Annotated in this window: 10 protein-coding genes; 7 read left to right on the top strand and 3 right to left on the bottom strand. The window is 55.5% G+C overall.

The features are described 5' to 3' along the window. Nucleotides 1–449: 449 nt before the first annotated feature. Entirely contained in the window at nt 450–1,061 is a 612-nt protein-coding gene (locus BO1_RS29940; RefSeq protein WP_156992460.1) for a hypothetical protein, read from the bottom strand. A 2,402-nt stretch (nt 1,062–3,463) separates the two neighbouring features. Between BO1_RS29940 and BO1_RS56575 the strand changes: the two genes are divergently transcribed. Together BO1_RS56575 and BO1_RS59565 are read left to right on the top strand one after the other, a co-directional pair. Then, nucleotides 3,464–3,721, top strand: a complete 258-nt coding sequence (locus tag BO1_RS56575) for a tyrosine-type recombinase/integrase (protein ID WP_028220697.1) — start codon at nt 3,464–3,466, stop codon at nt 3,719–3,721. A 478-nt stretch (nt 3,722–4,199) separates the two neighbouring features. Next, nucleotides 4,200–4,337, top strand: a complete 138-nt coding sequence (locus BO1_RS59565; RefSeq protein ID WP_156992459.1) for a hypothetical protein — start codon at nt 4,200–4,202, stop codon at nt 4,335–4,337. Nucleotides 4,338–4,729: 392 nt separating this feature from the next. Here BO1_RS59565 and BO1_RS29910 read toward each other — a convergent pair whose 3' ends face one another. Together BO1_RS29910 and BO1_RS29905 are read right to left on the bottom strand one after the other, a co-directional pair. Beyond that, on the bottom strand, nt 4,730–5,710 hold the full coding sequence (locus BO1_RS29910; RefSeq protein ID WP_028220696.1) for a ParB/RepB/Spo0J family partition protein: 981 nt from the start codon (nt 5,708–5,710) through the stop codon (nt 4,730–4,732). After that, nucleotides 5,707–6,921: a ParA family protein gene (locus BO1_RS29905; RefSeq protein WP_028220695.1), complete on the bottom strand. Its 1,215-nt coding sequence runs from the start codon at nt 6,919–6,921 to the stop codon at nt 5,707–5,709. The genes BO1_RS29910 and BO1_RS29905 overlap by 4 nt, the downstream gene beginning before the upstream one ends. 311 nt (nt 6,922–7,232) lie before the next feature. Here BO1_RS29905 and BO1_RS59560 point away from each other — a divergent pair, with 311 nt between their 5' ends. The 5 genes from BO1_RS59560 (at nt 7,233) to BO1_RS58070 (ending at nt 14,158) form a co-directional block, all read left to right on the top strand. Further along, nucleotides 7,233–7,490, top strand: a complete 258-nt coding sequence (locus tag BO1_RS59560; RefSeq protein ID WP_156992458.1) for a hypothetical protein — start codon at nt 7,233–7,235, stop codon at nt 7,488–7,490. Nucleotides 7,491–7,600: 110 nt separating this feature from the next. After that, the gene (locus BO1_RS29900) at nt 7,601–9,007 is read left to right on the top strand and encodes a replication initiation protein (RefSeq protein ID WP_028220694.1); all 1,407 of its coding nucleotides are present in this window, start codon (nt 7,601–7,603) and stop codon (nt 9,005–9,007) included. A 1,298-nt stretch (nt 9,008–10,305) separates the two neighbouring features. Continuing rightward, entirely contained in the window at nt 10,306–11,586 is a 1,281-nt protein-coding gene (locus BO1_RS58075) for a histidine kinase N-terminal 7TM domain-containing protein (protein ID WP_167338407.1), read from the top strand. Continuing rightward, nucleotides 11,586–13,148, top strand: a complete 1,563-nt coding sequence (locus BO1_RS53335) for an EAL domain-containing protein (protein WP_052409650.1) — start codon at nt 11,586–11,588, stop codon at nt 13,146–13,148. Before BO1_RS58075 ends, BO1_RS53335 begins: the two co-directional genes overlap by 1 nt. Continuing rightward, on the top strand, nt 13,145–14,158 hold the full coding sequence (locus tag BO1_RS58070) for a helix-turn-helix transcriptional regulator (protein ID WP_084688271.1): 1,014 nt from the start codon (nt 13,145–13,147) through the stop codon (nt 14,156–14,158). Before BO1_RS53335 ends, BO1_RS58070 begins: the two co-directional genes overlap by 4 nt. Nucleotides 14,159–14,218 lie beyond the last annotated feature (60 nt).

Raw genomic sequence — 14,218 nt, 5'->3', positions numbered from 1 at the left:
GCTGTCCGGCGCGGTGTTCGGCGGCCCCCTCGCAGTGGCAAAGTCGGTTCCGACGCGCGCGACCAGTCATCGTGCCTGCAATTACATTCGCGGCGTCCCCGCCGGTCGGTGCTGCCACAACTTCCTGCACTGCTCCGGCGACGGCGTACCGTCACGACGGTAGCTCGCCGCCGCAGGCGCACACATCGATCGCGTGCCGGCAGATCGCCTTGACTGCATCGAGGAACTCGATTGCCAACGCGATTTCACTCCGTATCGGCGCAACCCTGGCCGCGCCAATGGCCGGATGCATTCCAGCGGAAAGTGGAGCTCTGCATGCATCGCCAGATGATGCCCTCGAAAAGCGCACTGGGTCGCAGCTGGAACATGCATCAAGCCCAAGGACCATTTTGTGTCTGAAAACGGGCACGTTACCGCAAACCGCTCGCGGCCGGAACCGCCGGTCCCGTTCAGGATGAATTGTCTCCGCAGCGCGGAGACGATTCATCCCTCCCCCAGCACCGCGTTGTGGCCACTACAGACTGATCGCCGCGGTCGCCCGGGCTTTGACTTGCGATGCGCGCGGCCTCGCAGCGCCTGCCACTGCGATCGGCGCCTGGAAAAGCCCCCGCTGCCTCGCCTCCCGCACCAGCGGCAGCGATACCTTCGCGTTGCCCGCCGCACATTCGCGACGCACCCGCCCCGCCACCTGGGCAGCGCCCGCGCGCAGGGCGAACCGCTGCGCTCGCCCGAGCAACGGGGAGCGGATCGCCCCGGGCCGCCCTTGCCCCCCAGCCGATTTCCAGCAACTGCAGTTCGCGCGCCGCGTCGGTCGCCGGCCGCTCCATCAGCTCATTGATGGGCTTGATGTTGTAGATGGCGCCGTCCTCACACCAGCCGGTCGTGTCACAACACGAGGCCGTGGCCAGCAGGCGCTCGAGGTGGAGCGCGGCATCCGTCGTGCCCCGCACCTCGAAAAACACGATGCGCTCCTGGTAGCCGCGGCCCGGCTCGCCCATGGCGTCGGGCAGCACGACCACGGCGCGGTGCAGGCGCCCGTTGCCGAGGCGGCCAACCGACACGGCCACGCGAAAGGAAAGCCAATGGCGCAGGCCATGACACAAACGTCAACCCACCATCCATACCGCGTCAGCGGTTTAGTTCGACCCGGCTTATCGGATGTGCAGTTTCGTATGCCGGAACGCGTGGGCAATTGAGCCCGCGGAGTCCAGGACGTCGCTCCGCTACCTATGACACGTGCGATCTCAAGAAGGGGACAAGAAATGCGGCGGGTACCCGTGGCCCTGCTCGCGATTTATGCGTACCCGAAGCCGGCGTTCGGTATAGCCGGTCGTCTCTGACGGTTAGTTGCATTGATGATAAGCCGCCCTCCCGTCGATACAGCTGACCCGACGCGCCGGTGCAATAGACGCTTGCCGCCACTATCCCATGCGACAAGTCGCCGACCAAAATCGCATCAGTCCGGTTCTTCGCCAGGCATCAATTTTCCCAGCACCTCAATACTTTGCCGGAGCAGCGTCCGTGTATTGGCGTGCAGACGCTCCATGTGAACAGAATTGGGGAGCCAGCATTCATCGCAAGCAACCGGACGGTGATAACTACCCGGGAGTAACGACATCCCGTGAGGCAACGCGCCGGCCAGGCTAATGGGTGTCGCCGTCCAGGGATGTGCGTTCCAAAGAAAACATGGGGGAGTATGGAAGGCAAAATTTCGAGCCAGGCGCGGCTTCACTTCTTTGAGGCTGCCGAATGCACGGCTGACTGCGGTCGCTGCGACTATTCGGCAGCTTTGCCCGCAAACGAACAACAGAATTACGCTTTACGTAGTGTTTGCTACGAATATTGCTCAGGCGATGCACGTGAGGGAGATCAGCAGGTGTCTCGACGATTTTCACCGCTGCGCATGTATTTTTTCGTGAAACATTTACCCTAAATTCTTCCGAATGGCCCGCTGCATAAGGCCTTGAGCCGAATCAGCTGTCGTTCGTTGATGTTTCACGAGTACGCCTCATGCAAAACGGAACTCCCCGCGTAGCAAGCACAACCTCCTCAAAAACCTTAGGCGTAAGCCTTCGTCGTTGCCGAGCCGCCCACCGGACGGCCATCTGGATTCAGGCCGTTTGTTCCTGTCCCCCCGCTAGCGTGGGGACCCAGTTGATTGCTTGAAGTGCTATAATTGGGGTCTTATCATCTGAAGCCATGAATGCGGCGGCGATGCGCGGCGGGCCGTTGTTACCGGTTCTGCCCCGGGCGGACAAGGCACGGTGCCAGAGCAGTGCCGGTTATGGCGCATCGTCGCTATTCAAGGCCTACATCGAGCAGAGCGGACCGAACTGGTTTGTGCCTGTGCAACGCATCGGTGCCTATGAGGCTGGCGTCATCGAGAAGTAGTCGAAGACGAATGCTGCGACACTGGACCCGATCAAGGTCAAACCGGGAACGCCGCGCGTAGACCTGATGCTCGTCTGCCTCGGTCAGCGAGATATCTGAGTGCCCTTGGCACACGGGTGCCGCATCGTGAAACCTGGACGGGTGCGAACGGCCCAACTGCACGGGGCTTCTGTCTCATTGCCGTTTGGCACGACCTTGATACCATCCGGGCCGACCTGCCCCCCTATCGCGACCTCGAGCAGACCGGAGGCCGCTATCAGAGGGAACTGGAACGCTTCCCCCTGTGGTGCGTATGTATCGAGCGCAAGGCCACGTCTGGCGTGAGCGCCGACGAATGCGAACGCTAAAAGGACTTCCTCGCCACCCCGTCGCTTGACTGGGTGGGCATGTCCCAAGCACATCGCCTCTCGTCAGGCTAGCGCCTGTTTGCCGGCCCGCTCCCGGCTGACACCCAACGATATCCTGTGCTCGCGCTGCGTGGCCTGTTCGAGTGACTGACTGCCGTTCGCCATCTCGGCGGCAATCCTTGGCTGACGGTAACCTTCCCCGTCGTCGCGCTGAAGGAGAACCACATCACCATCAAGAAGGCACTGTCCGGCCATCTCAGGGCGACGCTGGCCAAGGACGAGAAATCCTCGAGCGGGTACGCGCGCGCTACACCGCCGCGCCTCTGGGTCGGCCGTTTTTGCCCCGGAGCCCTCGGGTGTCGGTGGCCAATATGGGCCGCGAGCGGCCATACTGCCGACAGGGTGCACCAGGCAGAAGCGGTAAGCACCACACACGACAAGCTCGGACCGGTGGTTGAGCGCCGCGGCTGGAAGATGCAACTGTGGTTGCTGGCTGTCCCGGGCAAGGGGAACAAGTGGCGCGCGATAGTCTTTCCGGAGCGAGTGATTGGCGCCTTGCACGCTCACCGGGCCGACCGTGGCCACGACTTCGACGCGTTGTTGTGCGATGGCGCTGGTCTCGGCCGTCGTCGTACCTGCGACGACCACCGCGAAGGACAAGCATCTGAGCAAGGGCGGCAATCACAGGGGGCGATGTCTTCGCGCTGGCGGCCCTTCACCCGCCTTTGACGTCCACGCTGCTCCGTCCCGCCGATGACGAGAGCCTGCAACTCGAGCAGGTTGAGCGCGCGCTGCTGCGCGAGGTGGCTCCGCACGCCCTTCGCCACGCGTGGGCCACGGCTGCAGTCTCGTGCAAGATGCCGCTCGACGTCGTCCAGCTCCTGCTGGGTCACGCGCTTCTCAGCACCTCAGTCATCTACACGCACGCCGAGCGCATACGCAGCATCGAGGAAGTCGCCAGGTTTTTCGGCGACGCCTCCTGATTTTCCCTTTGGGCGCCCCCGAACCATAGCTATATGGTCTTGTAATCATGCAAACCGGTCTTCGGACCGGGGTCTTACCTAGCAAGGAAAAATCATGGCCAAAACAAATAAAAAGCGGCTGGTGCTCGCCCAAACAACGGCGCAGGCCCCCCCGGTGACATCAAGTAACAAGTGATGGAGCCGGCTGAAAGGCTCATCGTCTTAGGCTACTCAACTGTTCTATTCGTCGTGATTGGGCTCAGTGCTTTAGGGCTTGGGTTCGCACATGTATGCACCCAGGTCCATTGCCATCGGGTGGAAGGCTGGAAGCTTGAGGTACTGAGCGTTCTCGAGAACGTGGCATTCTCAAGTGATTGCGTCACTTTCGTGTGTCGCGCTCAGACACCTCGTACTTGGAAACAAACGTCACTAAGGCATCAAGCGGCAAGTCGGGAGGCTTGCCCATCTGAGCAATGAGCGCATATTTCGGGACCAAACCATGAATACGCAAATCGATGCGCTGACCTTGAAGGACCGTCTCAAACGCCGTCTGAAGTCAGGATGGCGGGATTACTGGAGGCCATGGATCTTCACTTTCGAGCAGATTCAGCGGCTCTATCGACGCATCGTCGATTAATAGGAATGTCTCGCCCGAACAGTGCGACCTCGTGTCTGGCTGTTCTCTTCTGGCAGACGTGTTCGGCTCCGAACACCTTGCCGCTCAGAGACCTTCTGCCATTCGATGTCGAACCCACTCCACGCAGCTCGTCGCACAAAAGTGTTCTGGTCCGAACACCTTCGTCGGCGCGAGGTCAACACGTCTCAGCGGCCAAAAAGTGTTCGGTTCCGAACACCTTGCCCTCCAGCCGATTCCCTCCGCCAGGTTGATGCGTAGCAAAGCTTCCGAGCGCCTCAGTTCACCACGAACAAAAGTGTCCGGGTCCGAACACTCACGCGGTCACGATGAAATCGGCGCCGCAATAAAAAAGCCCCGCGAATTGCGAGGCTGTTTATCTTAATCTTACAAACTTACTCCGGCTGAACCGAGAACAACTTCGCGACTGTCTCTCGGAGCGCGCGCTCCTGCTCTTCGGAAATTACACCGGCCTTGAACTTAAAGGTCAGCCCCGCGACATCTTTCGTGATGCTGCCCGCCTGAACATTTCCAGAGAAAATCTTGAGAATACTCCGGCCCGCCGCGTCACGTGTCGACACGCCGCGAGTCGCTGCAGCGAGAATCGCAGGGGCGACCTTGGACTCAAGGAGGTCGCCCGCCACTACCTGCAGCCACAACTCCGTTAGCGCCTTCAGGCCGGCATCGCCGGTCTTCTTCAACGCGCTCACAATTTCCTGTGCCTGATTTGATTGCAAGAGCGTCGGCCTCAGGTCCAAGTCACGCTTAACGAAGTCAGGAAGCTCATCGAAGGCAAGGTATCGGTAGAGTTCATTTCTGGAAATGCCCATCGTCTTGGCAAGACGTGTCTTATTCGGAAACTCACTTTCCGCGCGGCGGACCGACAACGCAATCTCGTAATCGGAGAGGTCGTCCCGTGTCACGTTCTCGACGAGCGCGAGTGCGGCCATATCCTGATCAGTGCAATCAATGACCACACTCTTGATGGTCTCCCGATTGAGGAGCTTATGTGCACGCCAACGCCTCTCACCGGCTACCAGCTGGTAGGCGTCATCGCCCACTCGACGCACTAGCACTGATTGCAGTAGCCCGGTCTCTTCAATCGAGCGAGCCAATTCATGCAGCTTCGTCTCATTGAATTCGCGGCGTGGTTGCCATGGGTTCGGCGAAATCTCGTTGACCGGCAAATCGGTCCCTACTCCTTTGTCCTCAAGCTCCTGGATGCGGATTTGCGCTGCCGTCAAGGCGCTGGTAAGTCCCGGCATGGTTTGCGGACTGCGAGTACCCTTATTAGGCTCTTTCCTCACCGGCGTCATCTCAGCCGGCGACGCCAGGCCTGCAGTCTTGGCCAATAGCTGCTCGCGAATATTGCTCATGCCTCCTCCTTCCAATTCTTGACGAACATGTCGTCAAGCCAACGCGCGTACAGCATCAGTGGTTGCTTCACCCGCTGAAGCGACTTAGCGGTCGAATGCGTATTCGTGATATCCAGTGCCGTGGAGAACGAGAGAGCCCCACCACTCATCACTGAGCTTGCCGGAATTTCGAACGGGTCCAACCATTTCCCGTAAGCTGTCTGAGCCCATTGCCGAACCACCGGGGCCGATGAAGTCTTGCCGTAATCCACCTTGGAAAGAAGGATGGAGATGAACTCATAGACCTTGTCTTCCTCGTACGCGAGAAAGTCGCCCGCGACTTCCGAAAAGAGACGCCAGAACGCCATCGAGCTGATGAAGTCCAGGTTCTCCGGAACCATCGGCATCACGAGTGCGTCCGCGGCGAGCAATGCGTTGAGGTTCATGTACGACAGCGACGGGGAGGTATCCATCAGAATGTAGTCGTATTGCGAACGCAGCGGCTCGAGGCCTTCACGAAGCACTGACCAGAACCGAAAACCCTTCATCGTCTTCTGCCGGGCCGGCAACAGAAACTCCGCTCCATACAAAAACGTGTGCCCCGGAATGATGTCGAGGCCATCCCAATAAGTGCTTTGCACCTTTGAACTCAGCCCGCCTTCAATGGACTGGTCATAGATGTAGGGGAGGACGGTGTCCTCACCGCTGATTTCCTTCTCTGCATACAGCCCGCACAATTCCGAAGCGGAAGCCTGCGGGTCTAGGTCGATGATGAGTACTTTGCGCCCGAGCAGCGACAAGGCTTGTCCGAGACAGACGGTCGTGGTGGTTTTCGCCGAACCTCCCTTCAGCTGAGCCGTCGTCAGCACCCGCCCTCGAAAATTGCTGTCCGGCTCGGCAAGTCGCGTTTGATAGATGTCCGAGGCCATCTTCACCCACGTTCGCACCTCGGCAAGCGTGAACGTCCGGCTGCGACCGGTGCCGTTGAGCGTGCCCGACGGAAGCCCCTGGTCCGCCTTCGTCACCAGATACTGAATCTGCTGGCGCGACAGATTGCACATGTCGGCCAGTTCGCTGATAGTAAATATGGGAGCAGTCTTGCGCGGTCGCGGTGCGAGAATCTGTTCGCGCAGGTTGTCCGCGAACGGTGCGAGTTTTTCGGCGAACTCTGCAACCTCGCGAAGCGTCGTGCGACGGCTTTCAATAGGGAGGGCGGTAGCCACTGCATCCATTCTGCACTTCTCCGTGTTTTGACGATGAAGCGCAGAATACATCATTATGTGTAAACAGGGTTGTATTGAGCCTTATTTTTTAGCTGAAACATCAAGATTCCGCGCCAGTTGATTGATTTCACGTCCAAATCGTGTGTTCGCGATGAGACGTAGCGCGCGTCACCGGCGGTAGAACCCAGACAAAGTCCACTGCGCGCGGCGAACCAATCACGCTTCCCAAGACCGAGCGAGGAAGTTGTCAGCACAAAAACCACCCCCGAGGTGGTTTTTGTGCGTGCCGCTCATCGGCATAAATTATTCATTGAAATCATATGGTTACAATGATGCGAGGGTTATCTTATGGGGAAATTTTTCGCGTTGGCTGGACTTATGTCTGTTTGCTTTCTGTAAACATAAACCAACAAGCGAACAAACAGGACCAAGAAAAGTCTTTCTTATCAAAGCAAAAGCCTGTGGATAGAGACGGTTTTTGTGAAGGCTGGGACGCTTTTTGTGATGTAGCTGGCAGAAATTGGGTTTGGATGGGCGGAATTTATGATGACGTCGGGCGGTTTTTGGGCGCCAGCTAGAAGGTAAGGGGTGCTTTTTGTGCGTGAAAAGTGCCCAACATTAGGGGCGGTTTTTGTGTTGACAGCCGCAGCTTGGCTGATAGAGTGCCGGCATTGAGCCGAAAGAACGAATGGAAAACCCGACGCTTCCCGCCACGCCGCATCAACTTGCCTTGGACATCTACGACGACATGTCCGGGAAAGACGCGCGGATAGACCAGGCAGACAGGGACATCGGGTATCTCCGAAACAACATCTTCACCCGTGTCGGCGGACTCGGTATCGCCGCGCGCCGGGTGCTCGACGCCGCATACTTCATCGTCGCATCGAAGGCGCCTGACGAACTCATCGACGACAAGGTCTACACGTTTTCCGAGGACATCAACTACTTCAAGTGGCTGATGCGCTACGACAGTCGCAACCACAGCCATCTCATTACCCAGATGCGTGCCGCCGCGAAGGCTCGCGTTGAAATCATGACAGCCCCCTCAATCGAGGAACTGACCGAGAAGGACTCGTGGGGCACGATAAGTCTGCTTGGCGATTGCTACATCGAGAGAAACGTGGTGTGCATCTTGCTCTCAGGCCGAGTAATTCGATATCTCATCAGCCCGTACAAGGCACATTGGCTCAGCCTTCGCGATGCTGCGAAGTTTACGCTATCGCTCGCGCGCGCAGTCTATGATCGCCTCATTCCATGCGAGGGCCATGGTGTAACTGAGTGGTTCGCGTACGAAGACGTTCTCGAATGGCCAGGAAAGGTCGGCGTATCGCGCAGGGTCTTCAAGGAGTTCCGGAAACATTTCCTTGAGCCTGCCGTGCAGCAGCTCAACGAAGAGTCGGATTTTGAGGTTAGCTGGGAAGCGAATGCCGCGCGCGTGTCCGCGGACAAGATGAAACTGCGCTTCCGGTTCACGAAGAAACAGGGCGCTGATGCCGCGCGCGCAGGCATTCCGGATGAAATGTATCTCGTGCTTCATAACGAGTTTGCGTTTGATGAGCTGGACTTTCTGCGCCTCGCAAATAATCGGCACACCTGGACGGATGAACGCCTTGTGCAGGCCATCGAATACACGCAGACCAGGTTGACGCAGGGCAAGGTCACCATCAGCCCCAAGGGCTATCTCTTCAAGTCGCTCGAAGGCAACTACCGCATTGGTGGCGCCGAAAAGAAGATGTTGGCTGTTCAATCGCAACAGTCCCAGCATTCGCAGGAGGAAGCACGTGCCCGTCAAAACGCGGAGTCGCAGCGACGAGAGGCTGAGAAAGCACAGGCCGAAATTGCAGCCGCCAAGGTCCGTTCGGAGGCTGACGCCGGCAGGGAGTTCTATGAGGCGGCGGACGCCCATATCCGAAAAGAACTACTGCACACGTTTGTGACGGGTCTGCTGCACCAGCGGCAAATGGCCAGGGTTGGCGTCTCGCGTGAGTCGCTCACTACTGAGAACATCCTCACGGCAAACCGGCAGCTCGCTGAGACTTTCTGCACACACGTGTGTTCGCGCATGAAGAAGGTAATCGACGCGCGCCCGAAGTGAGCGAGGCGGCGGCCGACCACCGGTTACGCCTTCACCTTGTAGAACTGTTCATGCATCTCCCCTTGGCCAGTATTCGCTGTCGTCGCGTTATTCCAGACAGAGGTAGCCGCTGGCGACAACCGCCGACGATTGTGTCGCACTGCGACCGGGCGTGATCGAACCCAGCTGTCTGCTCGCGTGTGGACATGGCATGCTGCGCCTGTTTTATCCGCACGAGTGCATCGCGACAGTTGCCGATGGTGGCTACCGAAGCGGCGTCCTGACCGATCCAGATTCGTTCGATGAATTCCTCGGCCCGTCCAAATGCGTCCGCGAGCTCGTCGGGCGAGGGGGCACACTTGAAGACGGCGGAGCATTGGCGAGCGGTGAACCACCGGCCGCTTGCCAGATGCGGCCAAGGCCGGTGACCTCGCACAGGATGGCCCAGCTCGCATAGGGAATGGCCGCGTCGCCCCCGGTACCGAGGCCCAGTATCTGCGCGGCCTTGGCGCCGCTGAGTTTGCCCCGTCGGAGCACTTCGCGCACTTCATTGGCTTCCGGTCTAATCCAGGAGTCATTTGCTGGACACAGACATTCTAATGTATGGGACACAATGAAATGGCCAGCCCGGTCCCAGCGCCCGTTCTACGACTCTACGACAGGTAGTTCGGTCCACGGTAGAGGAGAGCGCCATGAACGGGTAACGCAGATCGGTATCGATCAGGCACATCTGCAAGGAGACGTGGCGCTCGCGATTCGTGAAAACGTGGCGGTAGCCGCAACGCTTGCTCTCCAGATCGAGATCGTGGAAACGCGTCTTCAGGAAAAGTTGCACCGAACCTGGATTACGCCCTGCTGGCGACCGTGCCGATTGGCCGCACTTTTGCCACGATCATTTTGTTGGAAACCGGACCATCGAGCGTTTCGCCAGCGCCGGTAACTTCGCGTCCTATTCGCGTTCCGTGGACAGGCCATGATTCGGGAACAACGTGGTTTGCTAGGCCTCGTTGTAAGAGACGGAGCACTGACCAATTATTGTCGCACCGGTGACAGTTTCATTGGGGTCTACGAATATCGAATGAAACAGGCCGCACGCAATGTGTGTAAACGCTCCGATTCAAACAGCGATGCCAATCTGAGCTATACGGTGTCACATTTATTAATAGCGGAAATATTTTCTCGTCTGGAAAGATTTCGGCATTTAATACCTATGCAAAATGGGTTAAATAAATGTTAAATTTTGTTCGAATCGATTGACATGAGATTACGCCGTTGGCAGTCTAAAAGACTATCACAGTAAATATGCATGAGCGAGAATCGTGTACGCTGCGCTGCCTGCAATTGTTTCCTCCATTTTTTTATCCTATGGGCTGTACGTTGTTGCAGTTGGAAAGCCCATGCGTATTTGTCTTCCATTTCTCCTGCTAAGCCTTACCACTTTCGCTTGGCAATGCGCATGGGTGTTTCTCTTCGTCTCTGGTTCACTAGGCATATCAGTTTTTATTGCAAAAACAGGTTACGCATTCATTCTATTTATCCCGGCAACATTTTATCATTTTGCTGTTGAGGTAACCGAGCGGAAACGTGAGAGGGTAGCGGTCTGGCTTTGTTATGCGTTTAGTTTAAGTTTATTGGTGCTTCTGCTTGTCACAAATACCGTTATACACGGCACGCATAAGTATTTCTTTGGTGAGTATCCTAAAGCTGGGCCTCTGCTTTTTTTGCACATTGCGCAAACGGTGGTCGCAGCGATCAGGGTGATGGTGCTTTTTGCGGATGGTAGGCGTTACGCCGCTGGAAATCGCAGGATAGCGTTTGGATTTTGTCTGGCAGGCGTGTGCTTCTTCAGTTTGGCCGTGATCGATTATGCGGTCAACTATGGTTATGCCATATATCCACCTGGCGTTGTTTTCGTCGCGTTTGGTCTATGCATGCTGGCGATCAGTTTGACATATTTTGATTTGGTTAAACCGCCAACGTTATCGAATGATTCGATTGCATGCACAGAATTATTCGAAGGACAAAGCCCGTTAGAACTGCAAGCACTATCGAATAACTGGGTAAATATACTGCGCGGAAATAGGGCAGCGGTCGATGCAGGGTTGTGCGACGAGCGAGTTACCCTCGACCAAGTTGCCCGGACCACTAAGTTTGTAAGCTCGATGACAAGGTGTGAAGCTGAAACGGGTGCATTTCTTGATGCGGCGCTGAAAGCTTTTGAGCGCAAAATTCCTTTTGAGAGGCATAAAATGGAATACCCAATTAGCGTTTCAGTCGAGACCGCAGAAAATTCGCGCATTACATACAAATTCCAGAAAAAATCGCTGGATAGCATAACTATAGTTAAGACTATCTGCTCTCGTGGAGGAGATCTGGTAGTTTGTTGTGGAACGTTTCACGAGGCAGCGCAAGTGATTTCCTATTTTGACGAAGAAGATTGTTTGGACGCACCAGTTAGAGCAGAATTTACTCAATTGGGTATCGATCGTCTCTACACGAAAAAAATTGATTCGGAAGACGAGGACGATGAGGCACCTGATGAATTGATGCGCGTTCTAAATGCGCAGCAAAACTCGAAACCAAAAGGTAATTTGCACTGATGGCCAGCGTCGAAAGGAGCACCCAATTTCGCCCGTTGTTGGCTATTTGGTTGACTACTCTTGCCATAACCATTTCAACCTGGTTGCTCGCTTACGTGCAGATTCAGGCCGCCTATTCGGCGTCTACCGAGTCTGTACATCAGTTCCCGTACCGCTATGTAATCTTTGCATCGATCTTAACTAGTGTACTCGTAGGTTCCGCGTTTGTAATAAGTGCGGTCGTTGCGAGGCTAGTGTCCAGTGAGGCCACGATGCGTCGGTTAGCGCGTGAAATGAAATATCTCGCTGAGACTGATGTCCTTACCAGGCTACCGAATCGACACTACTTAATGTCTCTACTAAAGACCCGTATCGAAAGGTTGTGCCGATATGGTGCGCTTTCTTTGATTTACGTAGATATAGACAATTTTAAAAAAATAAACGATTTGCTAGGGCACAACTACGGCGACGAATTGCTAAAGAGTGTTGCGAGACGATTATCTGAAATTGCCGGTGCTGCGAACGTCATAGCGAGAATTGGAGGTGACGAGTTCGCCATAATCGTGGATTCTGACGAATCTCAGAACATTGCACAAAGAATTGCTGAAGAAGTCGTTAAGGAATTTAAAATCGCGTTTGGGTTGCGTGGGGACAGTTACATAGTTTGCTTGAGCATGGGAATTGCAACACTGCACGACGAAGCGACGTCAGAGTTTGACCTGCTCACTCAGGCTGATTTGGCAATGTACTCGGCGAAATCTGCACGCCGCATTGACAGTATCAGTGCTTACAGGCATTTCACCATGGACCTCTCGACTCGCGCAATGCACGAAATCGAACGGCAACAGGAACTGCAGTATGCCATTCGTGAAGGGGAGTTCTTGTTTGATTATCAGGTGATCGTTGACGCTGCGACGCAGCGGGAGGCCGGTGTCGAGGCTATTTTAAAATGGCAACACCCAGAGAGAGGATTGCTGACTGCGGAGGAATTTTTCCCGTTCGCTGAGCGTACAGGCTTCGGTCCGCAAATTGGCGCGGTCGCGATGGAATTAGCGCTTCGGCAATTCAGTGCTTGGCGCACGCGCGGCCGCGCGCCCGAATATCTCTTAATTAAGGTATCGCTAGCCCAATTAATAGAAGGAGATATCGCTTCATTGGCTTTGCGTTGGCTGCGAGTTTTTAACATCGATCCAACTGCATTGCATATGGAGCTAGCTGAGGGCGAAATCCACGGTGGAGGAGAGCTACTCAAGACGAGGCTGGAGGCGCTACGAGCTGAAGGTATCCAAGTGATCGTCGGAGCATTTGGCGCTCGCGCTGCGTCGCTTTCTCTGCTGTCAAGTCAATTGTTTGCAGGAGTCAAGATCGATCGCAAGTTTGTGCGCGACGCGCGAAAGGATCGCCCGACCTTGATCGTCTTTGAAGGAATTGTCCACGTCGCGCTTAACCTCGGAATGTCAGTAGTTGTCGACGGGGTTGACGGGGTGGATCAGCTATCCTGGTTACGTCAGTACCAAGGGATTAGTGCGCAAGGTGAAATTGTGCGAGTGATCACCGCTGCCTCTCTAGAGCAGGATCGATGACGCGAGCCAATGACTCTCGTGCCCCCGTTTTGTACGAAGCAAACGTAAGAATTGCCCGCGATGTGGTGAATCTTCGGTTATGGGGTCGCGGCGAAAGATCCAGCGCGCTGTTACTCGAGCACGAGATTTCTCAGTATGGCGGGATGACACTTAGCCAACTCTTTGCATTTGAAAAAAATGCGCGGCTGGCAGAATTTTGCGCAGCCGATCCTTATGGAGAACACTTACGCTCACAATACTACATATTGGCTAGCGTACTAGGACAATCCGATGTGACTCGAGGTGAAGCCGGAAGTGCAGTAACGAGACGTCAGAGTATCGATGGAGTGCGGGATTGCGCTAATGAAAGCGAACTCTATGAGTTTGTCACCGCTGTTATACAGGATGTTGGTGGCACGAGTTTTCTGTATAGATGGATTCACGTCGAGGAGAAAACAAACGATATTAGCAATCAGCGATGTTTGTTAGGCTGTCATCCGGGATGGATGCACAAATATATTCATCGCGTCTGGTACATGAATGACCCTGTACTCGAATATGCGAAGCGTAGTGTGTCTCCTGTCACCGGTAGACAACTCGAGGTCAGCGAGCTCCATTGGAGTCAGATCGATGCGCCGAAGTATGGATTTGGCCACGTCGCAGTATTCCCGGTACATCTCAGAAAAGGACTGATCGGAGTTCTCCAGATTGCGGGTTCAAATGCGGCGGCAGTCGAGTCAATGCTGGAGGCGCCAAAGCGGCTCTTGTTGCGAGATCTTGCAACTGAGCTGTTGAGCTGGGAGGTACGAAACATCCGCAACGAAGCTGCTTCCATTTATAAGCTGACACCCCGGGAGATAGAGGTGCTTCGCATTGTCAGCGCGGGAGGGTCAGCTGCAAATGTGGCATCAAGCTTAGGTCTATCCTCCAAGACTGTGTATCGGATTTATGCACAGATTGATAAAAAATTGGGATCGGTAAGTATTACCAAATCTCTGGCTATAGCGACAGAAAAAGGCTTGCTGGAATAGGTAATTTGAAGGATTCATCGTCTGCCTACCGTAAATCACCCGTGTTGACAAGGGGTAAAT

The organism is Paraburkholderia oxyphila NBRC 105797 (assembly GCF_000685075.1).
In the GTDB taxonomy this organism is placed as follows: Bacteria; Pseudomonadota; Gammaproteobacteria; order Burkholderiales; family Burkholderiaceae; genus Paraburkholderia; species Paraburkholderia oxyphila.
Note: the sequence above shows the minus strand (reverse complement) of the source record. Positions and strands in the feature narration are given on the sequence as shown.